The sequence below is a fragment of the Erwinia wuhanensis genome (genome assembly GCF_030484085.1).
In the GTDB taxonomy this organism is placed as follows: Bacteria; Pseudomonadota; Gammaproteobacteria; order Enterobacterales; family Enterobacteriaceae; genus Erwinia; species Erwinia aeris.
The window spans coordinates 129,504-153,079 of record NZ_JAUJUH010000002.1 but is presented as its reverse complement, the minus strand read 5'-3'; the positions used below and the strand labels follow the sequence as shown (position 1 = coordinate 153,079).

Below are 23,576 nucleotides of genomic sequence, written 5' to 3'. Positions count from 1 at the left end.
GATAGTCGGGGCTTTTTCTTTTAGCAACGGCGTAAATCAGCGTTGCGCGTAGCGTTTTTCTTCTTCCACCGGCGAGCGTTTCATGACGCGATCCAGCACTTTCGCTTCCAGCTCTGCCAGCCGCACGGAGCCTTTACGGCGCGGGCGCGGCAGGTCGATTACCAAATCCAGCCCGATATTGCCTTCTTCAATCAGCAGCACCCGGTCAGCCATCGCCACGGCTTCGCTGACGTCATGGGTGACCAGCAGCACGGTGAAATGATGCTGCTGCCACAGCGACTCGATCAGATCCTGCATTTCAATACGCGTCAGCGCATCCAACGCGCCTAAAGGCTCATCCAGCAGCAGCAAACCCGGCCGGTGGATCAGCGCGCGGGCCAGCGCCACACGCTGCTTTTGCCCGCCGGACAGCGCCGCAGGCCATTCGTTGGCGCGTTCCGCCAGGCCGACGGCTGCCAGCGCCTCCAGCGCGTCGCTTTTCCAGGCACGGCCTTTCAATCCCAGGCCAACGTTATCGATAATGCTTTTCCACGGCAGCAGGCGCGCATCCTGAAACATCAGGCGGGTATCGTCTCTGGCTTCGCTCAGCGGCGCGCTACCGGCCAGCAGCTCGCCGGCGCTGCTTTTTTCCAGCCCGGCCAGCAGGCGAAGCAGGGTGCTTTTACCGCAGCCGCTGCGTCCGACCACCGCCACAAACTGGCCGGAAGGAATATGCAAATCGATGTTATTCAGCACGGTGCGGCCGTGATACTGCTTGCTGACGCGGTTAACGATCAGAGGCGTACCGGCGTTAAGACGCGCTGGAGAAGACGTTAACTCGCTCATGCGTTTTCCTCTTTAAGTTGATAAGCCGGATGCCAGCGCAACCAGACGCGTTCCAGTAACAGCGCGCTGACGTCAGCCAGTTTACCGAGCAGGGCATACAGGATAATGGCAACCACCACGATATCGGTCTGCAAAAATTCGCGCGCGTTCATTGCCAGATAGCCGATGCCGGAGTTGGCGGAAATGGTTTCCGCCACGATCAGCGTCAGCCACATCAGGCCCAGGGCAAAGCGCACGCCGACCATAATGGAGGGCAGCGCGCCCGGCAGCACCACCTGAATAAACAGGCTCCAGCCGGAGAGGCCATAGCTGCGGGCCATCTCTACCAGGCCGCGATCGATATTGCGGATGCCGTGATAGGTATTGAGATAAATAGGGAACAGCGTACCCAGCGCCACCAGAAAAATCTTGGCGGATTCGTCAATGCCAAACCACAGGATCACCAGCGGGATCAGCGCCAGGTGCGGCACGTTACGCAGCATTTGCACCGACGTGTCCAGCAGCCGTTCGCCCAGGCGCGACATGCCGGTAATCAGGCCGAGGATCAGGCCGATGGAACCGCCAATGCTGAAGCCGACCGCCGCACGCCAGCTGCTGATCGCCAGGTGCTGCCACAGCTCGCCACTGGCCGACAGCTTCCAGAACGTAATCACTATGGCTTCTGGCGAAGGCAAAATACGGGTAGAAAGCCAGCCGGTCTGTGAGGCGATTTGCCACACGATCACCAGCGCAATGGGCAGTGCCCATGGGATCAGCTGATTGCCGATACGATTAAGCGGTTTGCTCATAGCCACCTCAGCTCTGCGACACTTTTTGTGGAGCGAAATCATGCGCTACGGCTTCGCCGTGCGCGGTAATGTTGTTCGGCTGCGGCACTTCCGGCACGTTCAAATCGAGATGCGGGAACAGCAGCTCGCCGACGCGATAGGCCTCTTCCAGATGTGGATAGCCGGACAAAATAAACGTCTCGATGCCCAGATCGGCATACTCCTGCATCCTGGCCGCTACGGTAGCGCCATCGCCGACCAGCGCGGTGCCCGCGCCGCCGCGTACCAGTCCGACGCCCGCCCACAGGTTGGGTGAAATCTCCAGCTTATCGCGACGTCCGCCGTGCAGGGCGGCCATGCGGTGCTGACCGACCGAATCGGTTTTTGCCAGCGCGGCCTGCGCCTTAGCAATAGTGGCGTCATCCAGATGCGAAATCAGACGATCTGCCGCTTTCCAGGCCTCTTCATTGGTCTCCCGCACGATAACGTGCAGGCGGATGCCGAACTTCACCGTTCTGCCCTGGGCCGCCGCTTTCGCCCGCACCTGCTCAATCTTCTCTTTGACCTGCGCCGGCGGTTCGCCCCATGTCAGGTAGACATCGACCTGTTCCGCTGCCAGATCCTGAGCAGGTTCGGAAGAGCCGCCAAACCATAACGGCGGACGCGGCTGCTGCACGGGCCGAAACATCAGCCGGGCGCCGCGAACGTGCACGTGCTTGCCTTCGTAATCCACCGTTTCGCCTTCCAGCACGCGACGCCAGACGCGGGTAAATTCCGCCGACTCAACATAGCGCTCACGGTGATCCAGAAAGACGCCGTCGCCCGCCAGCTCTTCCGCATCGCCGCCGGTCACCAGGTTAAACAGCGCACGGCCGTTTGACAGCCTATCCAGCGTGGCGGCCTGGCGCGCGGCCTGCGTAGGGGAGATTACGCCGGGACGCAGCGCAACCAGAAAACGCAGGCGCTGCGTCACGGGGATCAGCGACGCGGCCACCAGCCAGGCATCCTCACAGGAACGCCCTGTTGGGATCAGCACACCACCAAAACCCAGACGATCGGCAGCCTGAGCAATTTGCTGCAGATAAGCGTGGTCGACAGGACGCGCGCCCTCCGTCGTGCCTAAATAGTGACCATCGCCATGCGTGGGCAGAAACCAGAAAACGGAAAGGCTCATTGTGGGACTCCTTGCGTAGCGGCGGCGACATGCCAGACACGGCTGGCGATATCGACTTTCACCGGCATTAAATGGTTAGCGTAAAAGAGATCGGCGGTATGCTGCTGGGCCTGCACGGTTTTGTCGCTGACCGGGCCGATAACGGTCGGCGGACGGTGATCGAGATAGCTGGCGATAACCGGTTTCGGCAGGCCGATAGTTTGCGAAAGCAGGGCAATGCTCTGCTCGCGATCGCTGCGGGTCAGCTCGTCGGCCTTGCTGAACGTCTCCAGCACCTGCTGCACGAAAGCGCCGTTGGCTTCAGCAAAAGGGCGGGTCGCCAGATAAAACGAACCGGTCAGGTTCAGCCCGTCGCCATCGGCCAGCACCCGCACGCCGCCCTGCAACAGCGCGGCGGAATAGTAGGGATCCCAGATAGCCCAGGCATCGACATCGCCCTGCTGGAAAGCCGCGCGGGCATCGGCAGGCGTCAGATAGGCAGGCTGAATATCACTGAATTTCAGCCCGGCTTTGGTCAGCGCGCGCAGCAGTAAATTATGCGAGCTGGAGCCCTTCTGGAAAGCCACCTTATGGCCTTTCAGTTCGGCGACGCTTCTAATCGGGCTGTCTTTGGCTACCAGGATTACTTCAGATTGCGGCTTGGGCGGCTCTGAGCCGACATAAAGCAGATCGGCACCGGCCGCCTGGGCGAAGATTGGCGGAATGTCGCCCGTGCTGCCCAAATCGATGCTGTTAACATTCAGCGCTTCCAGCATTTGCGGGCCGGCCGGAAACTCAATCCATTTAATCTGCGTATGAGGGAAACGCTTTTCCAGCAGCTGATGCGAGCGGGCCAGCGCCATGCTCACCGACCCTTTTTGATAGCCAATACGGAAAGCGGCAGGCGCGGCCTCGTCCGCCAGCGCGCCGCCAGTGAACAGCGCGCTGAAGGCCAGCGCCGAGACAAAACGTGTAAACAGGCTCATGGGCGCTTCCTTATACCGCTGCGGCCAGCCGCTGATGACGACGCGACAGCGCATACCAGAAGGTGTCGAGTGATTCCGCAATGCGTTCGGCAAGCAGGGGAGAAAGTTCGGGCTGGCGATCGTAATGGCTAATCTGGCTGTCGTCGGCAAACACGCCGTGCAGCACCTCCTGCGCCTTCAGCGCGTTAAGCACCGGTTTTAGCGCATAGTCCACGGCCAGCATATGCGCGATGGTGCCGCCGGTCGCCAGCGGCAGCACCACTTTATGCTCCAGCGCGCGTTCCGGCAGTAAGTCGAGCAGGGTTTTTAACGCGCCGGAAAAAGAGGCTTTATAAACCGGCGTGGCGACGATCAGCCCATCGGCGTTAGCCAGATCCTCTTTTAAAGCCAGCAGCGCAGGCGAGTCGAAGCGGGCGTAAAGCAAATCCTCTGGAGGAAAGTTATGCAGGTTCCAGGGGATCACCTCGGCGCCTCGTTGCTCCAGCGCGTGCTGGCACAGGGTCAGCAGCGCGGTTGACCGCGAAGGATAGCGAGGACTGCCTGCCAGAGTAATAACGCGCATCATCTCTCCTTATAACCAAAAGTTATTGATTAAAATAATTCCTGAACTTATGGAACTATCCTGGCAGAGTGTGACGGACGCCTTAAATGATTTATCCGGCATATTTAAGTTACTTTTTGACTAAGCGAAAAACAGATAACAGGAAAGCGCGGAAAAAGAGAGGGATGGGGGCACGCAAACGTTTTACTTTCCCGGCAAAGGACTTTACCATTTTCCCCCGCGCCTGCAGCGTTGCTGCGCATGTCGAAGGCCGCTGTTCTTTGTATCTGATAACGTATAAAAGCGAAGAAGGCGTGTCGACCGCACAGTTTTCAGGGTTGCTGAGGCAACCGTTAGTCCTTTTCCGGCCCGGCATTATGGGCTACTCAGGAGCGATCATGTATAACCTGGTTCGTAACGCGCTTTTTCAGCTCGACGCCGAGCGTGCGCACGAATTGACCCTTCAGCAGCTGCACCGGATAACCGGAACGCCGCTTATTCATCTGGTTCGACAAACTCTTCCTTTTAAGCCCGTCAACTGCATGGGCCTGACGTTCAAAAACCCGCTGGGCCTGGCGGCGGGGCTGGATAAGAACGGTGAATGTATTGACGCCTTCGGCGCAATGGGCTTTGGCTTTATTGAAGTCGGCACCGTGACGCCACGACCACAGGCGGGGAACGATAAGCCGCGTATGTTCCGCATCAGAGAGGCGGAAGGCATTATTAATCGTATGGGATTCAATAATCTGGGCGTGGACCAGCTGGTCAATAATGTCAGGCAGGCTCGCTTCGACGGCATTCTGGGCATCAATATCGGCAAAAATAAAGATACGCCGGTCGAAATGGGTAAAGAAGATTATTTAATCTGTATGGAGAAAGTTTATCCTTATGCAGGTTATATTGCGATCAACATCTCATCGCCGAATACGCCAGGGTTACGCACGCTGCAATATGGTGAAGCGCTGGACGATCTTTTGCAGGCGATTAAGCACAAACAGCAGGCGCTGGAAAATCAGCATCAAAAATATGTGCCGGTAGCGGTCAAAATTGCGCCGGATTTAGCTGAAGAAGAACTTATCCAAATTGCCGACAGCCTGGTGCGGCATAATATTGATGGCGTGATCGCTACCAATACCACGCTGGATCGTTCGCTGGTTAGCGGCCTGAAATACAGCGAAGAAACGGGCGGCCTGAGCGGGCGTCCGGTACAGCTGAAAAGTACGGAAATCATTCGCCGTCTCTCGCAGGAACTGCAGGGCCGGCTGCCGATTATCGGCGTAGGCGGCATAGATTCGCTGGTGGCAGCCAAAGAAAAAATGGCGGCGGGCGCCTCGCTGGTGCAGATATATTCCGGTTTTATTTACAAAGGGCCGCCGCTGATTAAAGAAATTGTCAGTCATATTTGATTAAATGCAGGCTTAACGGGGCCAGGGGGTTTATTTTCCCCTCTGGCTCGTTTATATTTTCTCCTGTTTATGCATTATTCAGACTATTTTGGCACGGGGCGGATCGCGTGTTCGCTGACCTCGCGATAAATAGCCGACCTGACGATCATTACGGGATACTTCATGAGGATTAAACCTGACGACAGCTGGCGCTGGTTCTTCGATGACGAACAGGAACGCATGATGTTGGCTATGGCGGAAGGCGCGCTGTTCCGCTCACGCTTCCCTCGTAAAATGCTGACGCCCGATGCCTTTAACGCCGCGCAATTCTCCGTCGACGACGCCGCCCTGTTTTCCACCTTCGCAGAAAAATGCCTGACGTGCGACCTGACCGAATGGCAGCGTACCGAGCTGGTGCTGAACGCGCTGGTTGCCCTGCGTTTTCTGAAGCCGCAGATGCCAAAAAGCTGGCACTTTTCCGCGCATCCGCGTCACTGTACGCCGCAGGATGGCGAGCTGGTAGCGGTGCGCCTGTGCGAAACGGGCGAAGAAGCCACGCTGCTGGTGGTGGAAGCGGGCGAAAACGCCGCGCTGTGCCTGCTGGCGCAGCCGGAGCTGCAGCTGGGCGGCAAAACGATGGTGCTGGGCGATGCTATCAAGGTGATGCACGATCGCCTGCTGCCCGCCATCAGCCAGCATATTTTCACCTTCGCCCGCGCCGTTTAACGCGCCAACAGCACCAGGTCGCCGTCCGGGACGCAGCTACAGCTTAACAGCGTGCCGTCCTCGCGCAGCGCGCCTTTCTTCAGCGCCCGAACCTGGCCGGACGCCAGCCGGACGCGGCAGCTGCCGCAAACGCCCGCACGGCAGGAGTAGGGGATGCGATAACCCTGCATCTCCAGCTGCTCCAGTAAAACCTGCTGATTGTTGCCGCTGAAGCGCTCGCCTTCCCAGCTGAGGGTGACGCTTTCCTGCGCTGCGGCAACCGCTTCCAGCGATTCCGCCACTTCACCCGCGCCATACAGGCGTGCCGGTTTATCGGCAACCACCTCCAGCTCGTCACCCACCCGCACGATGCCGCTGTTGCGTGCCACCAGGTTGATACCAAAATCGACATCGCCGCTGCCATCCATCGCGGTACGGAATTTTTGCAGGGTAGTCAGCGGCTCGCCGGTGGGATGCCTGCGGCCGCGCTCCGTGCTGACAGTGGTAAAAATGCAGCGGCCGCAAGGTTTCGGTGCGTCAAAAAGGATGCCGCCGATGCGCACCGTTGCCCAGCGATCTTCCGCCCATGCCGTCGTGCCCGTTACCACCAGGTTTGGACGGAACTGCTCCAGCTTTACGCCGGCCGGGCAACGCTTACGTAAATCGTGCAGCGAGGCCTCATTAATCAGCAAATAAGGATAGCCGTCGGCAAAGCCCAGCGGCACCTCGCTAAATCGCTGCACGCGCCGGGTCATCTCCGGTCCTACCCAGCGAAGCTGTACGGGACGCGGAAAAAAGCCGCTCAGCCAGCTGTTGATTGGCGCAGGCGCAATCAGCGCGGTGAAATGGTTGCCCCAGACTTCCACCGGCGCAGGCTCGGCGGCGAAATCCGCAAAGCGCACGGTGGCGCTGCTGCCGTCCGGCGCCGCCAGCAGCAGACCGTCCGGCAGCAGTGCGGGCGTAAAAAGCACCATTTCAGGATACTGACGCGCTGTAATAAAGGTGCCGTCCGCCTCGGTAAGCATAAAAATACGATCGAAGGCCAGGCCGCTGGCAAGCGCCTGAGCATGAGAAACCTGCGTGCCACGCATGGATTTTACGGGATGAATAAACAGACGGGACAGGCTAATCATGGTGCTCTCCAGCAGGGAAGAAAACGCCAGCGCAAAAAAAGAGCCGGGAGCGGCTGACGAAAAGAAGCTAACTTTATGACATGCGCCCCGGATTAGCTATAATGCGCAGCAATTTTCCAGATGATAAGTGATGTTATGAATTCTCTGTTTGCCAGTACGGCGCGTGGGCTCGAAGAGCTGTTAAAAAGTGAACTGGAAGCGCTGGGGGCCGAGGCCTGCCAGATTGTCCAGGGCGGCGTACATTTTCAGGGCGACGATCGTCTGATGTATCAGAGCCTGATGTGGAGCCGCCTGGCTTCCCGCATCCTGCTGCCGCTGACCGAATGCGGCGTATACAGCGACCTGGATCTCTATCTGGGCGTACAGGCTATCGACTGGCCGGCGCTGTTCGGCAGCGATAAAACCTTTGCCGTGCATTTCAGCGGGCTGAATGAAGTGATCCGCAACAGCCAGTACGGCGCGCTTAAAGTCAAAGACGCCATCGTGGACAGCTTTACCCGCAAAAACCTGGCGCGACCGGATGTGGATCGCGAGCAGCCGGATATCCGCGTTAACGTCTGGCTGAACAAAGACAATGCCAGCATTGCGCTGGATCTGAGCGGCGAAGGCCTGCACCAGCGCGGCTATCGCCAGCAAACCGGCATGGCGCCGCTCAAGGAAAACCTGGCGGCGGCTATCGTGCAGCGCTCCGGCTGGCAGGCGGGCACGCCGATGGTCGATCCTATGTGCGGCTCGGGCACGCTGCTGATTGAAGCGGCGATGATCGCCAGCGATCGCGCGCCTGGCCTGCATCGCACCCACTGGGGCTTTACCGGCTGGAACAAATTCGACGAGGCGCTGTGGCGTGAAGTGACCAGCGAAGCGAAAGTGCGCGCTCGTCGCGGGCTTCAGGAAACGACGTCCCGTTTTTATGGTTACGATAACGACTCCCGCGTCATTGAACGCGCGCGCGTTAACGCCCGTCGTGCAGGCCTGGCGGAGCTTATCAGCTTTACCACCCAGGACGTGCTGAAGCTGACCAATCCGCTGGCGGAAGGGCCAACCGGCACCGTGCTGAGCAACCCGCCTTACGGCGAACGTCTGGAAAGCGAACCGGCCCTGATTGCGCTGCACAGCCAGCTGGGACGCCTGATGAAACAGCATTTCGGCGGCTGGAACCTGTCGCTGTTCAGCGCGTCGCCGGAGCTGCTGAGCTGCCTGCAGCTGCGTGCTGAACGCCAGTTCAAGGCGAAAAACGGCCCGCTGGACTGCGTACAGAAAAACTATCAGCTGGGAGTGAATACCTCCGGCGTGGCGCAGATTGCGGAAGACTACGCTAACCGCCTGCGTAAAAACCTGAAGAAGCTGGAAAAATGGGCGTGTCAGGAAGGCATTGAGTGCTACCGCATTTACGATGCCGATCTGCCGGACTACAACGTCGCTGTCGATCGCTATGGCGAGTGGGTGGTGGTGCAGGAGTATGCGCCGCCGAAAACCATCGAGCCGTCTAAAGCCCGTCAGCGCCTGTTTGACGTTATAGCCGCCACGCTCAGCGTGCTGGATCTGCCGGCAAACCGTCTGGTGCTGAAAACCCGCGAGCGGCAGAAAGGCAAAAGCCAGTATCAGAAGCTGGGCGAAAAGGGCGACTTCTTCGAGGTTTCCGAGTTTAACGCGAAGCTGTGGGTAAATCTCACCGACTATCTGGATACCGGCCTGTTCCTGGATCACCGCATCGCGCGTAAAATGCTTGGGCAGATGAGCAAGGGCAAAGACTTCCTGAACCTGTTTGCCTATACCGGCAGCGCCAGCGTGCATGCCGGACTGGGCGGCGCCAAAAGCACCACCACGGTGGATATGTCGCGCACCTATCTGGAATGGGCAGAACGCAACCTGCGTCTGAACGGCCTGACCGGCCGCCAGCACCGCCTGATGCAGGCAGATTGCCTGAGCTGGCTGCGCGAGTCCGACGAGCAGTTCGATCTGATCTTTATCGATCCGCCAACCTTCTCGAACTCGAAAAGAATGGAAGAGAGTTTTGACGTGCAGCGCGATCATCTGCTGTTGATGAAAGATCTGAAAAGGCTGCTGCGCAAAAACGGCACCGTCATGTTCTCCAACAATAAGCGCGGCTTCAAAATGGATCTGGAAGGCCTGGCCGAGCTTCAGCTGCACGCTGAAGAAATTACCGCGAAAACGCAGTCGCAGGACTTCGCCCGCAACCGTCAAATTCATAACTGCTGGCTGATTACTCACGCCGGTAAGGAATAAGTTTTATGTCACTGATCAGTATTCATGGCGCTTACCTCTCATTCAGCGACGCGCCGCTGTTGGATAACACCGAGCTGCATATTGAAGAGAACGAGCGCGTCTGTCTGGTAGGGCGCAACGGCGCGGGCAAGTCAACGCTGATGAAAATCATCAACCGCGAGCAGCCGCTGGACGATGGGCGCATCATTTATGAGCAGGACCTGGTTATCGCGCGCCTGCAACAGGATCCGCCGCGTAACGTAAAAGGCTCGGTGTATGACTTCGTTGCCGAAGGCGTGAATGAACAGGCCGAGTACCTGAAGGCCTATCATGCGATTTCGCATCTGGTAATGAGCGATCCCAGCGAGAAAAACCTGAACGAAATGGGCAGGCTGCAAAGCATTCTCGATCACCAGAACCTGTGGCAGCTGGAAACGCGTATTCAGGACGTGCTGAAGCAGATCGGCCTGGACGGCGATGCGCCGCTCTCCTCGCTGTCCGGCGGCTGGCTGCGTAAAGCGGCGCTGGGCCGCGCGCTGGTCAGCAATCCGCGCGTGCTGATGCTGGACGAGCCGACCAACCACCTGGATATCGAAACCATCGACTGGCTGGAAACCTTCCTGAAAACTTTCCAGGGCAGCATTATCTTTATCTCGCACGACCGTTCGTTTATCCGCAATATGGCGACGCGTATCGTTGACCTCGATCGCGGCAAGCTGGTTTCCTGGCCGGGCGACTACGATCAGTTCCTGCTGGGCAAAGAAGAAGCGCTGCGCGTGGAAGAGATGCAGAACGCCGAATTCGACCGCAAGCTGGCGCAGGAAGAAGTCTGGATCCGTCAGGGCATCAAAGCCCGTCGTACCCGTAATGAAGGACGCGTCCGCGCGCTGAAAGCATTGCGCAACGAGCGCGCCGAACGCCGCGAAGTGATGGGCAAAGCCAATATGCAGGTGGAAGAGGCGAGCCGCTCCGGCAAAATCGTCTTTGAACTGGAAAACGTCAGCTACGGCGTGGCGGGCAAACAGCTGGTGAAGGATTTCTCCCGCCAGGTGCAGCGCGGCGACAAAATTGCGCTGATCGGCCCGAACGGCTGCGGCAAGTCTACGCTGCTGAAGCTGATGCTCGATCAGCTGAAACCGGACAGCGGTCGCGTGCATATCGGCACCAAGCTTGAAGTGGCCTATTTCGATCAGCACCGGACGGAACTCGACCCCGATCGCACGGTGATGGATAACCTGGCGGAAGGCAAGCAGGAAGTGATGGTGAACGGCAAGCCGCGCCACGTGCTGGGCTATCTGCAGGACTTCCTGTTCCACCCTAAGCGTGCCATGACGCCAGTACGTGCGCTGTCGGGCGGAGAGCGTAACCGCCTGCTGCTGGCGCGCCTGTTCCTGAAGCCCAGCAACCTGCTGATCCTCGATGAACCGACCAACGATCTGGACGTGGAAACGCTGGAACTGCTGGAAGAGCTGATCGACGGCTATCAGGGCACGGTGCTGCTGGTCAGCCACGATCGTCAGTTTGTCGATAATACTGTTACCGAGTGCTGGATTTTTGAAGGCCAGGGCGAGATCGGCGCCTTTGTCGGCGGCTATCATGATGCTCAGCTGCAGCGCACCGCCTACAAGCAAACCCGCAGCGCGGCGCAAAGCGCGCCGGCCACGCGTCAGGAAACCGTAAAAAGCGATCCGGCAAAGCGTCCGGCGGCTAAGATGAGTTATAACCTGCAGCGCGAGCTGGAGCAGATGCCGCAGAAGATGGAGCAGCTGGAGAACGAGCTGGCCTCGCTGCAGGCGAAGGTGGCCGACGTCAGCTTCTTTGGCCAGCCGCACGACGTGACCCAGCCGGTACTGGATGCGCTTGCCGAAGCCGAACAGGCGCTGGAAAAGGCTTTCGAGCGCTGGGAATACCTGGAATCGCTGAAAAACCAATAACCCCGAGGTAATCTATGTGTTCATCGCACCAGGCCGACCAGTGGATGCTTTGCCCGCAGTGCGACCTGATGACACAGTTGCCGCCTCTCACGCCGGGCAGCAAAGCCAGCTGCCCGCGCTGTGATACCACGCTGGTCATGAACTGGGATGAGCCGCGCAAGCGGCCAACCGGCTATGCGCTGGCGGCGCTGTTTATGCTGCTTCTGGCGAACCTGTTTCCGTTCGTCAATATGCACGTGGCGGGGATGAGCAGCGAAATTACGCTGATGCGTATCCCGCAGGTCATGGTTTCGGTGGATTACAGCAGCCTGGCGACGCTGTTTCTGCTGTTCGTGCAGGCCGTGCCCGCGCTCTGTATGCTTATTATCCTGCTGCTGGTGAACCCTGTTAATCTGCCCACGCCGTTAAAAAAAGCGATGGCGCGCGCGCTGTTTCAGATCAAAACCTGGGGCATGGCGGAAATTTTCCTGGCCGGCGTGCTGGTCAGCTTTGTCAAACTGATGGCCTACGGCGATATCGGCATCGGCACCAGTTTTATTCCCTGGTGTTTGTTCTGCGTGCTGCAGCTGCGCGCTTTTCAGTGCGTCGATCGCCGCTGGATGTGGCAGCGCATTGCGCCTCTGCCTGCGTTGCCGGCGAAACCGGTGCCTGCCATCAGCGGCCTGGCGCAGGATCTGCGTTCCTGTAGCTGCTGTACAGCGATACTGCCGGTCGGACAACTCTCCTGTTCACGCTGCGGCACGCGCGGTCACGCCCGGCGCAGGCACAGCCTGCAATGGACAATGGCGCTGCTGCTGACCTCACTGCTTTTATATATTCCCGCTAACCTGCTGCCAATTATGATCACGGAATCCCTTGGCAGCAAAACGACGTCTACCATTATGGCGGGCGTGGTATTGCTGTGGGGAGAAGGATCCTATCCGGTTGCGCTGGTGATTTTTATCGCCAGTATCATGGTGCCTTCGCTAAAAATGCTGGCTATCGGCTGGCTTTGCTGGGATGCCAACGGCAAAAGCAAGCCGCATCAGGACAGCGAAAGGATGCATAAAATCTACGAGGTGGTGGAGTTTGTCGGCCGCTGGTCAATGATTGATGTCTTTGTGATAGCTGTGCTCTCCGCGCTGGTGCGCATGGGCCAGCTAATGAATATTTATCCCGCGACGGGGGCGTTGCTGTTTGCGCTGGTGGTGATCCTGACGATGTTCGCCGCCATGACGTTTGACCCCCGTCTGACCTGGGATCGTGTCAGTACCCAAACTAAAGAGGAGCCAGGCATTGCAGGAAAATAATCATGGCGTGGCGACGGTTGATCGAATCAAACGTTGGTCACCAGTCTGGATCATCCCCATTGTCACCGTATTAATCGGTGCGTGGATCCTTGTTTATCATTTCACCCATCAGGGGCCGCTGGTCACGCTGATCACCACCAACGCGGAAGGCATCGAAGGCGGTAAAACGGCGATTAAAAGCCGCAGCGTTGATGTCGGCACGGTAGAAAGCGCCGTACTGACTGACGATCTGCTGCACGTGAAAATTACCGCGCGCCTTAACGCCGGCATGGAAAAACTGCTGAAAGGCGACAGCGCGTTCTGGGTGGTTAAACCGACCATCGGCCGCGAAGGCGTTACCGGTCTGGGGACGCTGCTTTCCGGCTCCTATATTGAGCTGCAGCCGGGCAGCAAAGGCGAACAGCCCGAACAGTATAAGCTGCTGGATGCGCCGCCGCTGGCGCCGCCGGATGCCAAAGGGGTACGCATTACGCTGGACAGCGCGAAAGCGGGCCAGCTGAACCCTGGCGATCCGGTGCTGTTCCGTGGCTATCGCGTAGGCTCGGTGGAAACCAGCCAGTTCGACGCCGACAAACGTATGATGACCTATCAGCTGTTTATCGCCGCCCCTTATGACCGGCTGGTCACGACAAACGTGCGCTTCTGGAAGGATAGCGGCATCGCGGTAGATATGTCCGCTTCAGGTATGCGGGTTGAAATGGGCTCGCTGACCACGCTGTTCAGCGGCGGCGTCAGCTTTGACGTGCCGGACGGCTGGGATCTGGGACAGGCGGCGGCGAATAAAGCGGAATATAAGCTGTTTGACGATCAGCGCAGCATTCAGGATTCGCTCTACACCGTGCATAAAGACTTCCTGATGTTCTTCAGCGATTCTATTCGCGGCCTGCAGCCGGGCGCGCCTGTAGAGTTCCGGGGCATAAGGCTGGGAACGGTCGCGGAAGTGCCGTTTAAATCCACTAAAGTCGCGCAGCAGCTGGGCAACGATTACCGTATCCCGGTACTGATCCGCATCGAGCCGGACCGCTTCCAGAGTATGCTGGGCAAGGACTTTGATATTGAGCAGCACCTGAAGGACGGTATCAAGGCGGGTCTTCGCGCCTCGCTGAAGTCGGCCAACCTGCTGACCGGCTCGCTCTATATCGATCTGGATTTTGACAGCAATGCCAAACCGTTCAAAGGACCGGCCTCTTTTGCGGGCTATGAGCTGATCCCAACGACCAGCGGCGGACTGGCGCAGATCCAACAGAAACTGATGGATACGCTGGATAAAATCAATTCGCTGCCGCTGAACCCGATGATTAATCAGGCCACGGGCACGCTGAAAGAGAGCCAGCGCACTATTCGCGAGCTGCAGAAAACGCTGGATAACATCAACCAGATCACCGGCAGCCAGTCGATGAAAGAGCTACCGGCCGATATGCAGAAAACGCTGCGCGAGCTGAACGCCAGCATGAAAGGCTTCCAGCCTGGCGCACCGGCCTACAGCAAACTGGTCGGCGATATGCAGCAGCTCAATCAGGTGCTGCGTGAACTGCAGCCGGTGCTGAAAACGTTGAACAGCAAGAGCAATGCGCTGGTGTTTGAAGCAAAACCCGGCCAGGATCCCCAGCCGAAGAGGGCGAAATAATGAAAAAATGGCTACCTGTGGCTTTGGTCCTGGCGCTGAGCGCCTGCAGCAGCACGTCCGATACCACCTATTACCAGCTGCCCGTGGCGGCGAAGGGCGCGGCCGTCAGCAGCGTTGATGCCGCGCGGCCAGCGGTTTTTGTCCAGCATGTTTCCGTTCCGGACTATTTGTCCGGTAACGGGCTGGTTTACCAAACCAGCGACGTGAAATATACGATTGCTGCCAATAACCTCTGGGCCAGCCCGCTCGACCAGCAGCTACAGCAAACGCTGGTGGCGAACCTGAGCCAGGCGCTGCCCGGCTCGCTGGTCTCGGCTTCACCGCTGGGCCAGCAGCAGGATACGCTCAACGTAACGGTGACCGGCTTCCACGGTCGTTACGACGGCCATGCGGTGATCAGCGGCGACTGGGTGCTGGAGCATCAGGGGCAAATCGTGAAGCGCTCGTTTACGCTGGCCCTGCCGCAGAAAGAGGATGGCTACGACGCGCTGGTCAGAACGCTGGCAGAAGGCTGGCAGCAGGAGGCGCAGGATATAGCTAACGGTATCCGCAGCCTTAATTAGAAAAATTAATCACTGGCGCTAAGCCCCGGTTTGTCGACAATCAGAAGATTGCACAATCGGGGCTTTTTTTATTGCCATACAGGAGGTTATCTGGTTTTCAGGAGAGTTTTCAGGCGATAAGTTTCCACTATCCTCGCACAGGTTTATGACATTGGCGTGAAATTTGCGCGTTGATCTTCAGCGAAAATGGCGTTAGAACTAAATTGTGACTGCGTATGCACTCACTGATTTCTTTCCACCAGATTCCACCTGACCTGAAGAGGGGATTACAGGCATGATGAAGAGACAGAAACGAGATCGGCTCGAACGGGCACATTCCAGAGGTTATCAGGCCGGTATTACCGGACGCCCTAAAGAGATGTGTCCCTATCAAATGATAGATGCAAGATCTCACTGGTTGGGAGGTTGGCGACAGGCCATGGAGGACAGGACGGTTACCGCGTAATCCGCTCTGTTATTGAAAAGGAAAACCTCCGCCCGGGCGGAGGTTTCGTCTTTTAAACGCGCTTAAAAAGCGGTGGTGTCCTTGAACAGACCCACTTTCAGATCGGTAGCGGTATAGATAACGTTGCCATCCACCAGCACTTCGCCATCGGCTACGCCCATCACCAGCTTGCGGTTAATAACACGCTTAAAGTGAATACGGTAAGAGACTTTTTTCGCCGTTGGCAGAACCTGGCCGGTAAATTTAACTTCGCCTACGCCCAGCGCACGGCCTTTACCTTCCGCGCCCAGCCAGCCCAGATAGAAGCCTACCAGCTGCCACATCGCATCAAGACCCAGACAGCCTGGCATCACCGGATCGCCGATAAAGTGGCAGCCGAAGAACCACAGATCGGGATTGATATCCAGCTCCGCTTCCACAAAGCCTTTACCGTAGTTGCCGCCATCTTCATTCATCTCGATGACGCGATCCATCATCAGCATGTTGCCAGACGGCAACGGCGGGCCTTCGGCACCGAAAAGTTCACCGCGACCAGAGGCAATCAGGTCTTCTTTTGAGTAGGATTTGCGTTTATCTACCATGTTCTTAATAAGCCTTATTTTATTGAAGCACGAAGGTTAGCTTACAGCTGTAAGCTGAGCAAGCCCGATTAGCTCTGGTTAAACCAGTTCAGCCAGCGCAGCGGCCACGGACGTTGCCGACCTTCCTGTTGGTTTATTTGCGCAATGCGCTCCTGAATCGATCTTAGCAGACAAGGCGCGTCTTCTTTGTCCCATTCGGTTTTGGTCAGGAGAGGAAGGGCTTCCTCCACGCTTTCCACCGCCCAGACGTGAAATTTTCCTTCCCGCACGGCATCCACCACTTCCTGCTGCAGGCAAAGGTGACGCACGTTCGCCGCAGGAATGATAACGCCCTGGCTGCCGTTCAGCGTGCGCTGCTGGCAGATATGGAAAAAGCCTTCGATCTTTTCGTTCAGGCCGCCGACTGGCTGCACGCGACCGAACTGATCCACCGAGCCGGTCACGGCAATCTGTTGCGTAATCGGCTGGCTGGACAGCGCGCTGATCAGGGCGCAGAGTTCGGCCAGCGATGCGCTGTCGCCATCGACTTCTGAATAGGATTGTTCAAACACGACCGAGGCGGAGAAGGGCAGCTGCTGATCAAGCTCCAGCTCCGCAATCAGCCATGCCTGCATAATCATCATGCCTTTGGCATGGATGTTGCCGCCCAGCTCCGCTTTACGCTCCACGTCATGGAACTCGCCGTCGCCCACGTGTACGACACAGCTGATGCGGGAAGGCTCGCCGAAGGCGCGGGGATGGCCGGGAAATTCGATAACGGAAAGGGCGTTGATTTGACCAATCGCCTCGCCTTCGGTTTCGATCAGGATCTGATCCAGCAGGATCTCGTCACGAATTCGCTCGGCAAGGAAGCCTTCGCGCCACTCGCGATTATCCAGCGCCGCCTGAAGGTGTTCGCCGTTGATCAGGTTTTCATCGCTGTTGGCCGCCGCCTCCTGGAACTGGCGAGCCAGCCAGACGGGACACAGCGGCAGCGTTTCCTGGTCGCCGGTATAGCGTACCGCTTCACGCATCAGCACCGGCCAAAGATCGTCTGCAATCAGCAGATCTTCATCAGCAGCGACCGAACGTGCCCACTTGATCCACAAAGCGAACGACTGCTCGTCGACGATCTGAATGTTATCCTCAAATTCCGAATAGAACGCCAGCGCCGCCAGCTCCGGCTCCATCTCCTGGAAATCAGCCAGCGCGTCGCGTTCACCGGTCAGGATAAGACGAAAATGCAGCGGCATTGGCGGCACGGCAACCGGCAGCGGCCGGGACTCGTCGGGCGAATGCCAGCTAAACTGGCGGGTGCTGAGGATTTGCTTCAGACGTAGCCAGAGCAGCGGCTGGGCCAGCAGGGCGCGTAAAGAAAGCAGTAGCGTCCCGCCGTTAGCCTTGTGCACCAGTCCGGGTTCAAGCGTTAACGTATTATTGTACTGACGGAAACAGCCGAACAGCTGTTCCGCCTCAATCCAGTCTGCGCTGTGCACGCCGCCCGTCGAGGCAAAATTATCCTGCTCCGACTCGGCCGGACGCCAGCTGACCGCCGCGCCGTCAATATGATAATGACCGCCGTACAGCGTCACGCTTTCATCATCAAAACCTGAAATCACGGTCTGCAGCAGAGCCTGATACTCCGGGTGCTCCGGCGTTTTGACCAGCATCAGCGGCAGTTTTGCCTGGCTGTCCAGCAGCAGGCTCAGCGTATTGAACAGGCGTGGCTGTACTTCGGAAAAGTAACAGGGATCATCAGGAAGCTCGGAGAAAAGCGACTGAACGCTGTCGGTATCGGGCTGCAGGGCGCGCCATTCAAGTTGGTTGTTGATCAAAGTTATCGTTTTTTTCTTAAAATGAGTAATACGCCATTATACAAGATTTCAGCCTGTTAAGCATCGCTGAGTTCTTCTTTGCACCCTTACGGGCCGCAATTGCGAGTTCGCTCTGGTTTTCCGTGCGGCTATGTTAAAAAAGCTGTTATTCTAAATAGGTTACAGGTTTAGCATGAGAGCCCGATGAAATACCAGCAACTGGAAAACCTTGAAAGCGGATGGAAGTGGACATACCTGGTGAAAAAACACCGGGAAGGTGAAGCGATCACGCGTTATCTGGAGCGAAGCGCGGCCCAGGCTGCCGTCGGTGAGCTGCTGGCGATAGAACACAGCCCTGGCGAGGTAACGACATGGATTGCCCGTCATATCAATCCGGCGCTGGAAAACCGCATGAAGCAAAGTATACGCGCGCGCCGCAAGCGTCACTTTAATGCAGAACATCAGCATACGCGGAAGAAATCTATCGATCTGGAGTATCTGGTCTGGCAGCGGCTGGCCGCGCTGGCGCAGCGGCGAAACGTCACGCTTTCGGACACCATTGTGCAGCTGATAGAAGATGCAGAGCATAAAGAAAAATATGCCAGCCAGATGTCTTCACTCAGGCAGGATTTGCAGGCGATCCTGGGCAAGCCGGATTAGACCTGTCGACGGTCTGCAATTACGGCCGGCGGGACAATAAGCAGCAGCGCGAAATAGCGCCCACAAAAAACCCCGCCGAAGCGGGGTTTTTATCAAAGCGTAAACTTAACCCTGAGGCTGAGTTACCACGTCTTTGATGCCTTTAACCTGGATTTCTACGCGACGGTCTGGACCCAGACATTCGATCAGGGCGTTACGGCCTTTCACGCTGTCACAGGTGTTGCCGGTAACTGGGTTAGTTTCACCCATGCCACGTGCAGAGATCTTGTTAGAAGGGATGCCTTTAGACACGAGGTAGTCAACAACGGACTGTGCACGTTTCTCAGACAGTTTCTGGTTGTACTGGTCAGAACCGATACGGTCGGTGAAGCCCAGAACCACGACGTTGCCGTCTTTAGGATCCAGAGAGCTCAGCTGGGTGTACAGCTGATCCAGAGCCTGCTGACCTTCTGGCTTCAGAGTCGCCTTGTTGAAGGTGAACAGCACGTCTGATTTCAGGGTGAAACGCTTGGTTTCAACAACTGGCGCTGGTGCTGGAGCCGGAGCCGGTGCTGGCGCTGCTTCATCCTGGCCGAAACGGTAGGAAACACCTACGCTCAGCATGGCGTTATCTGGACGGGTGCCAACGGTGTTTGCATCACCGATGTTGTTAACCCACTGGTAGTCCAGACGGGTAGCCCAGTTTTTGGTTACAGCGTATTCAACACCTACAGCTGCCAGCGGAGAAACACCGGTGTCGTGATCGCTGATGCGAGTACCGTTGTTGTTCTGCGTGGAGTCAGCGCGCCATACCATGCCGCCCAGACGGGTGTACACGTCCAGATCGTCATAGATTGGGTAGCTCAGTTTCGCAGCCAGCTGAATGCCCTGTGCTTTGAATGCGCCGTTTACGACATTGCCTTTGTTAGGCATACGACCCAGCCAGTCATAACCCAGTTCGAAGCCCAGGTACTGATTAGCCTGGTAACCACCGAAGGCACCTGCGCCCAGCTGGCTTTCGTGAGTTGGGCCGTCGTTGTTCGCATAATCGTTACCGTAGTAACCAGTGTCGTGGTACTGAGACCAGCCCAGTTTCGCACCGGTATACCAGGTGTCATCTTTAGGAGCGGCCTGCGCTACGGTAGCGAAGCCAGCCAGTGCCACTGCAATTGCGATAGCTGTCTTTTTCATTTTTGCGCCTCGTTATCATCCAAATAGGCAATGAGCTTTCATTAGCTCTTTGATTTAATCCTTCGCCGGGTTATGACGCTCGATTATGACTCATCCAAAAAAGGGAGATTATTGAGCACCCTGGCGACGTAAAGTCTACAACGTACCAGCAAACTTACAAGTAAGATGTGAAGGCGGTCTGAAAAAAAACGGCGTTTTGTACACATTTTTACACATTTGCGTACAGGACGGCGGGAGATAACTTCCGGGAAAAACGCGGCTAAACCATTGTCACGCCGGGTCATAGCATAATCAGACGCTTATCATGCCCGGCGAAGAAGTTTATGATGAGAAAACTCTTATTTTTACTTAATGATACAAACTCGACTGAATTTTTAACCCATTAAAGGGTCTGTACGCGACAATTTCGACCGGATCCGGTCGCATAATCAGACCTAAAGCCTGGCCGCTTAACGCTGCGTCATGGAGCCGACGACGATCTTCCTCGGTCAGTTCCTCAGGCAGCCAACCCAGCACCACGCTGTAGTTCCCCGTTTGCAGCGCTTTAATCATGGCCTCCAGCGTATTAATGGCCTGCCCCTGGACCTGCATCACTTTATTAAGCGGCAGCCCGGAACGCGCAAGCCAGCTGCGGCTCAGCTTTTGCTGCGGCGTCAGCCATAGCTGCCAGCGGGACTGCGTGCCCAGCTGTTGCAGCAAAGGGAGCAGTAGCATTTGCGTCATGCCCGGCTGATTCTCGCTGTAGATCAGTTCGCTGATCAGGCCAGTCGCTTCGCTATGGGATGAAGAGCGGGGCTGAGGAAAACGGCTGTTAACAGAATGAGATTTCATGGAATGAGTACGCATATCGGCTTTGCTCGCAGGTCACTGTATGGATATACAGTATAAGGGCGGTGAACAAAGATCAACCCTAAATTTTGATAACGTCTCGCAAAATCACAATGAAACCGGCTGTAACGGCAATTAGTAATTGAACCTGTTACCACGATTGCATACTTTTCATTTCTCACAGGGACGAGGGTGTTCTGTATACAGGGAGAAAAGGATGAGCCAGTCAAAAAAACAGATTGAAAAAGCCAGACGCCAGCTTGCCGAACTGGGCGAAATCGAATGCCGCAGCCAGTTCGGCGGCTACAGCCTGTCGATAGAGAACGTGGTGTTCGCGCTGGTAGCGGAAGGGGAGCTTTATCTGCGGGCCTGCGAGCAGGTAAAGCCCTATATCGTGGAGCGGAAGATGCAGCCTCTGCATTTTACTAAAAGAGGGATGCCGGTCGCGCTGGATTATTATCGGGTGGACGACCCGCTGTGGAAAGAGCACGGGCAGCTGGTGGCGCTCTCCCGGCTTTGCCTGCAGGGCGCACGCCAGCAGCGAACGCAAAAGCAGCAAAATCAGCGCCTGAAAGATTTGCCCAATTTGACTATCCGCATCGAGACGCTGCTACGTCAGGTCGGCATCAGCACTATCGCCATGCTCAAAGAGCAGGGCGCCAGACGCTGTTGGCTCAAGCTGTACGCCAGCAACAATAATTTGGGCATCAACGTCCTTTTCGCGCTGGAAGGCGCGATCGCGGGCCGCCATTACGAAGCGCTGCCGGAAAGCGTCAAAACCGAGCTTCGGCAGTGGCATAAGGAAACGCTGCGGCGCCGGGCCAGGCAGCAAAAGTCTTAGGCCAGCCCCTTTTTTTTCAACCGAACAATTTCCGGCAGCAGTGCAACCAGCAGGCCAACCTGCTGTAAGACCAGCGGCTCCTTTGTGTCCGGCGCCGCTTCCGCCGCTGCCAGGCGGGCGGAAAGATTGCCCAGCAGCCTGGCCGCTTTGTCTTCATCAACAATATCAATATGCAGCACGTCGTCGACGTAGCAGACCGCATCATCCATCAGTTGCAGCATGGCCGGGTTGGTGATTTTCTCGCGATGGGCGCCCAGCGCGGAAATATAGCTGAGAAAAGAGTGGTTCAGGCACAGTAGTCGGAAAGCGTCTTCACGCAGGCGCGCGCTGGCGTTTTTTTCGGCCGAAATATTAGACACTACCGACGCCAGCTCGGCGTCGCAGTTGTGCGCGTCGCGCCGGGCAATGCGGTAATCCAGGCGATTATCTTTGCCCTGGTGATACTGCACCAGAATGGCGTCCAGATAGCGGCAGTTGGCATTAAGCGTGCGATCCGCGACGGCGGAAAGCTGGCGGAAACGCCAGTCGGGCCAGATAAAGGCCACGGCGATCCAGGCTATGCCGCAGCCCAGCAGCGTATCGATAATACGCGGCAGCGCGATCTCGAACCCCTCACCAAGCAGGTTAAAGCAGCAAAGTACCAGCAGGGTGATAAAAAGCGTGGCGTAGGCATATTGCGACTGTCGGAAGGCGAAAAACAGCACGCCGGTGAGCACAATGAGTATCAGCTGTCCCTCAACAGAGGGGATCAGCCAGAGTAGCGGCAGACCAATCGCTATACCGGCCAGCGTGCCGACAATACGCAGCGCCAGGCGCCTTTTCGTCGCGTTATAGTTGGGCTGGCAGACAAACAGACTGGTCAGCAGGATCCAGTAGCCGTGTTCCAGCCCGGTGATCTGGATAAAAGCGTAGCCGGTACAGAGCAGCAGCGACATGCGCACGGCGTGCCGGAAAAGCGGCGACTGCGGCGAAAGATGGCGACTCAGGCGCAGACGGATATCTGCCCAGCCGGTCAGGCCTTCACTGGAAAGACGTCCGTCGCTGTTGTCCTGCAAAACCTGCTCGGACTCGATGGTCGCCAGCTGGGCGTCGATAGCCTTAAGGTTATGCAGCAGGTAGTGCATAGCCTTAAGTTCGCTGCTGGCGGGTTGGTTTGCACTCAGGCGCTCCAGCGCGGCCTGAAGGTGCACAAAAGCGCGCTCAAAACGCGGATCGTGCTGCCAGGGTTCGCGCAGCAAGATAGCGTTGGAGAGCTGCTGGCAGGCGCGCGCCTGCATGGTTAACAGCCGCTGAAAGCGGAACAGAATATCGCTGTAGCGATACTCTTTGCGTAAGGCGTGATATTGCGCGTGGGAAGAGCTGGCGCGCTCGTGAATATCCTGCGCCACAAAATAATAGTGCAGTGTGCGGCGCGTGCTGCGCTGCCCGCGATCGCCACGCAGCCGGGACTGGATGGAAATCTTGGTTTGATTCAGCGTGGCGACCAGCTGGCTATTGGTCATTGCCGCTTCAATCAGCGAAGCGTCGTCATTCTCTTCGATGTCTGGATCGAAGAGACCTGCTTTCGCCTCCAGGTAGTGCGCCAGGCCTTCAAAGCAGCGCGCAATATTCTCCTGTAACGGACGTACGGGAAAAATCAGATGACCGATCAGCGTCAGCAGGTTGTACCAGATAGCTCCCGTCAACAGCAGCGAGGGCTGCAAATACCACTGGGGAAACAGACCAAGCCCCAGCAGCGTATAGACAGCGATCAGCAGCGCGCCGAAAGCAATAGTGGCGTAACGCTGACCCAGCGCGCCGAGCAGGATAAACCCCCAGGTAGACAGCGCCAGCCCAAGGGTAAACAGCCAGGGAAAAGGAGAAAGCAGCTCCACCGAGACGGAGGCCACGCAAAAGCAAACCAGGGTGATCAATAAATTGCGCAGCCTGCCGCTGAGGCGATCGTCAAGATCGGCCAGCGCTGCCGCCACAACGCCCAGCGTTAGCGGGATAGTCCAGGTTATCTGGCCCAGCCATAAAGGCACGCCCGCCGTGCCGGCCAGCGCAAAAAAGATGCGCAGGTTGTAGAGCAGGGCGCTGTTATAGGCATAGCGGCGCAGGCGTGGCGACAGCGACAGACGCATA

The 23,576-nt window shown here is 57.2% G+C and carries 21 protein-coding genes; 10 read left to right on the top strand and 11 right to left on the bottom strand.

Annotated features, from left to right (window positions below; genetic code table 11):
- Positions 1-36: 36 nt before the first annotated feature.
- The 5 genes from ssuB to ssuE are packed head-to-tail and all read right to left on the bottom strand — an operon-like array spanning position 37 to position 4,293.
- The gene (ssuB, locus tag QZH36_RS05175; RefSeq protein WP_253454688.1) at positions 37-825 is read right to left on the bottom strand and encodes an aliphatic sulfonates ABC transporter ATP-binding protein; all 789 of its coding nucleotides are present in this window, start codon (positions 823-825) and stop codon (positions 37-39) included.
- Positions 822-1,613, bottom strand: coding sequence for an aliphatic sulfonate ABC transporter permease SsuC (gene ssuC, locus QZH36_RS05170; protein ID WP_253454687.1), 792 nt, complete (start codon positions 1,611-1,613; stop codon positions 822-824). Before ssuC ends, ssuB begins: the two co-directional genes overlap by 4 nt.
- Positions 1,614-1,620: 7 nt before the next feature.
- Positions 1,621-2,766 (bottom strand): FMNH2-dependent alkanesulfonate monooxygenase, encoded by a 1,146-nt coding sequence (ssuD, locus tag QZH36_RS05165; RefSeq protein ID WP_253454686.1) that lies wholly within the window; start codon positions 2,764-2,766, stop codon positions 1,621-1,623.
- A complete protein-coding gene (locus QZH36_RS05160; protein ID WP_301729764.1) occupies positions 2,763-3,731 on the bottom strand; it encodes a sulfonate ABC transporter substrate-binding protein in 969 nt (322 codons plus the stop codon). Before QZH36_RS05160 ends, ssuD begins: the two co-directional genes overlap by 4 nt.
- A gap of 10 nt (positions 3,732-3,741) precedes the next feature.
- On the bottom strand, positions 3,742-4,293 hold the full coding sequence (gene ssuE, locus QZH36_RS05155; protein WP_253454684.1) for an NADPH-dependent FMN reductase: 552 nt from the start codon (positions 4,291-4,293) through the stop codon (positions 3,742-3,744).
- 374 nt (positions 4,294-4,667) lie between these two features.
- Here ssuE and pyrD point away from each other — a divergent pair, with 374 nt between their 5' ends.
- Entirely contained in the window at positions 4,668-5,678 is a 1,011-nt protein-coding gene (gene pyrD, locus QZH36_RS05150; protein WP_253461041.1) for a quinone-dependent dihydroorotate dehydrogenase, read from the top strand.
- 162 nt (positions 5,679-5,840) lie between these two features.
- The gene (locus QZH36_RS05145; RefSeq protein WP_253454683.1) at positions 5,841-6,383 is read left to right on the top strand and encodes a cell division protein ZapC; all 543 of its coding nucleotides are present in this window, start codon (positions 5,841-5,843) and stop codon (positions 6,381-6,383) included.
- On the opposite strand, the gene QZH36_RS05140 is transcribed toward QZH36_RS05145, so the two are convergent.
- Complete coding sequence (locus QZH36_RS05140; protein WP_301729763.1) at positions 6,380-7,495, bottom strand: YcbX family protein; 1,116 nt, start codon at positions 7,493-7,495, stop codon at positions 6,380-6,382. The genes QZH36_RS05145 and QZH36_RS05140 overlap by 4 nt on opposite strands.
- A 135-nt stretch (positions 7,496-7,630) precedes the next feature.
- Here QZH36_RS05140 and rlmKL point away from each other — a divergent pair, with 135 nt between their 5' ends.
- From rlmKL to rmf, 6 genes are all read left to right on the top strand, one after another.
- Entirely contained in the window at positions 7,631-9,742 is a 2,112-nt protein-coding gene (gene rlmKL / locus QZH36_RS05135) for a bifunctional 23S rRNA (guanine(2069)-N(7))-methyltransferase RlmK/23S rRNA (guanine(2445)-N(2))-methyltransferase RlmL (RefSeq protein WP_301729762.1), read from the top strand.
- A 5-nt stretch (positions 9,743-9,747) separates the two neighbouring features.
- Positions 9,748-11,655 carry an ABC transporter ATP-binding protein gene (locus QZH36_RS05130; RefSeq protein WP_301729761.1) on the top strand — a complete coding sequence of 636 codons (1,908 nt, stop codon included), beginning with the start codon at positions 9,748-9,750 and terminating at the stop codon, positions 11,653-11,655.
- A 14-nt stretch (positions 11,656-11,669) separates the two neighbouring features.
- A complete protein-coding gene (gene pqiA / locus QZH36_RS05125) occupies positions 11,670-12,944 on the top strand; it encodes a membrane integrity-associated transporter subunit PqiA (protein WP_301251199.1) in 1,275 nt (424 codons plus the stop codon).
- Complete coding sequence (pqiB, locus tag QZH36_RS05120; RefSeq protein ID WP_253454678.1) at positions 12,931-14,571, top strand: intermembrane transport protein PqiB; 1,641 nt, start codon at positions 12,931-12,933, stop codon at positions 14,569-14,571. The genes pqiA and pqiB overlap by 14 nt, the downstream gene beginning before the upstream one ends.
- Positions 14,571-15,134: a membrane integrity-associated transporter subunit PqiC gene (gene pqiC, locus QZH36_RS05115; RefSeq protein ID WP_301729760.1), complete on the top strand. Its 564-nt coding sequence runs from the start codon at positions 14,571-14,573 to the stop codon at positions 15,132-15,134. The genes pqiB and pqiC overlap by 1 nt, the downstream gene beginning before the upstream one ends.
- 277 nt (positions 15,135-15,411) lie before the next feature.
- Entirely contained in the window at positions 15,412-15,579 is a 168-nt protein-coding gene (gene rmf, locus QZH36_RS05110) for a ribosome modulation factor (protein ID WP_125288886.1), read from the top strand.
- A 62-nt stretch (positions 15,580-15,641) separates the two neighbouring features.
- Here rmf and fabA read toward each other — a convergent pair whose 3' ends face one another.
- Entirely contained in the window at positions 15,642-16,160 is a 519-nt protein-coding gene (gene fabA, locus QZH36_RS05105) for a bifunctional 3-hydroxydecanoyl-ACP dehydratase/trans-2-decenoyl-ACP isomerase (RefSeq protein ID WP_125288691.1), read from the bottom strand.
- Positions 16,161-16,228: 68 nt separating this feature from the next.
- Positions 16,229-17,974 (bottom strand): AAA family ATPase, encoded by a 1,746-nt coding sequence (locus tag QZH36_RS05100; protein WP_301729759.1) that lies wholly within the window; start codon positions 17,972-17,974, stop codon positions 16,229-16,231.
- Positions 17,975-18,157: 183 nt separating this feature from the next.
- Between QZH36_RS05100 and matP the strand changes: the two genes are divergently transcribed.
- Positions 18,158-18,613, top strand: a complete 456-nt coding sequence (matP, locus tag QZH36_RS05095) for a macrodomain Ter protein MatP (RefSeq protein ID WP_125288689.1) — start codon at positions 18,158-18,160, stop codon at positions 18,611-18,613.
- Between the two features lie 105 nt (positions 18,614-18,718).
- On the opposite strand, the gene ompA is transcribed toward matP, so the two are convergent.
- Both ompA and sulA read right to left on the bottom strand, forming a co-directional pair.
- A complete protein-coding gene (gene ompA, locus QZH36_RS05090) occupies positions 18,719-19,783 on the bottom strand; it encodes a porin OmpA (protein WP_301251195.1) in 1,065 nt (354 codons plus the stop codon).
- A 348-nt stretch (positions 19,784-20,131) separates the two neighbouring features.
- On the bottom strand, positions 20,132-20,629 hold the full coding sequence (gene sulA, locus QZH36_RS05085) for an SOS-induced cell division inhibitor SulA (RefSeq protein WP_301729758.1): 498 nt from the start codon (positions 20,627-20,629) through the stop codon (positions 20,132-20,134).
- Positions 20,630-20,828: 199 nt separating this feature from the next.
- Here sulA and QZH36_RS05080 point away from each other — a divergent pair, with 199 nt between their 5' ends.
- A complete protein-coding gene (locus QZH36_RS05080) occupies positions 20,829-21,452 on the top strand; it encodes a TfoX/Sxy family DNA transformation protein (RefSeq protein ID WP_301729757.1) in 624 nt (207 codons plus the stop codon).
- Here QZH36_RS05080 and yccS read toward each other — a convergent pair.
- Positions 21,449-23,575 carry a YccS family putative transporter gene (gene yccS / locus QZH36_RS05075; RefSeq protein WP_301729756.1) on the bottom strand — a complete coding sequence of 709 codons (2,127 nt, stop codon included), beginning with the start codon at positions 23,573-23,575 and terminating at the stop codon, positions 21,449-21,451. The genes QZH36_RS05080 and yccS overlap by 4 nt on opposite strands.
- Position 23,576: the final 1 nt, after the last annotated feature.

Bases quoted from the DNA above. Each gene is read 5' to 3' on its own strand.
- ssuB (WP_253454688.1), bottom strand. From the start codon at position 825: ATGAGCGAGTTAACGTCTTCTCCAGCGCGTCTTAACGCCGGTACGCCT.
- ssuC (WP_253454687.1), bottom strand. From the start codon at position 1,613: ATGAGCAAACCGCTTAATCGTATCGGCAATCAGCTGATCCCATGGGCA.
- ssuD (WP_253454686.1), bottom strand. From the start codon at position 2,766: ATGAGCCTTTCCGTTTTCTGGTTTCTGCCCACGCATGGCGATGGTCAC.
- QZH36_RS05160 (WP_301729764.1), bottom strand. From the start codon at position 3,731: ATGAGCCTGTTTACACGTTTTGTCTCGGCGCTGGCCTTCAGCGCGCTG.
- ssuE (WP_253454684.1), bottom strand. From the start codon at position 4,293: ATGCGCGTTATTACTCTGGCAGGCAGTCCTCGCTATCCTTCGCGGTCA.
- QZH36_RS05145 (WP_253454683.1), top strand. From the start codon at position 5,841: ATGAGGATTAAACCTGACGACAGCTGGCGCTGGTTCTTCGATGACGAA.
- QZH36_RS05140 (WP_301729763.1), bottom strand. From the start codon at position 7,495: ATGATTAGCCTGTCCCGTCTGTTTATTCATCCCGTAAAATCCATGCGT.
- rlmKL (WP_301729762.1), top strand. From the start codon at position 7,631: ATGAATTCTCTGTTTGCCAGTACGGCGCGTGGGCTCGAAGAGCTGTTA.
- QZH36_RS05130 (WP_301729761.1), top strand. From the start codon at position 9,748: ATGTCACTGATCAGTATTCATGGCGCTTACCTCTCATTCAGCGACGCG.
- pqiA (WP_301251199.1), top strand. From the start codon at position 11,670: ATGTGTTCATCGCACCAGGCCGACCAGTGGATGCTTTGCCCGCAGTGC.
- pqiC (WP_301729760.1), top strand. From the start codon at position 14,571: ATGAAAAAATGGCTACCTGTGGCTTTGGTCCTGGCGCTGAGCGCCTGC.
- rmf (WP_125288886.1), top strand. From the start codon at position 15,412: ATGAAGAGACAGAAACGAGATCGGCTCGAACGGGCACATTCCAGAGGT.
- fabA (WP_125288691.1), bottom strand. From the start codon at position 16,160: ATGGTAGATAAACGCAAATCCTACTCAAAAGAAGACCTGATTGCCTCT.
- matP (WP_125288689.1), top strand. From the start codon at position 18,158: ATGAAATACCAGCAACTGGAAAACCTTGAAAGCGGATGGAAGTGGACA.
- ompA (WP_301251195.1), bottom strand. From the start codon at position 19,783: ATGAAAAAGACAGCTATCGCAATTGCAGTGGCACTGGCTGGCTTCGCT.
- sulA (WP_301729758.1), bottom strand. From the start codon at position 20,629: ATGCGTACTCATTCCATGAAATCTCATTCTGTTAACAGCCGTTTTCCT.
- QZH36_RS05080 (WP_301729757.1), top strand. From the start codon at position 20,829: ATGAGCCAGTCAAAAAAACAGATTGAAAAAGCCAGACGCCAGCTTGCC.
- yccS (WP_301729756.1), bottom strand. From the start codon at position 23,575: ATGCGTCTGTCGCTGTCGCCACGCCTGCGCCGCTATGCCTATAACAGC.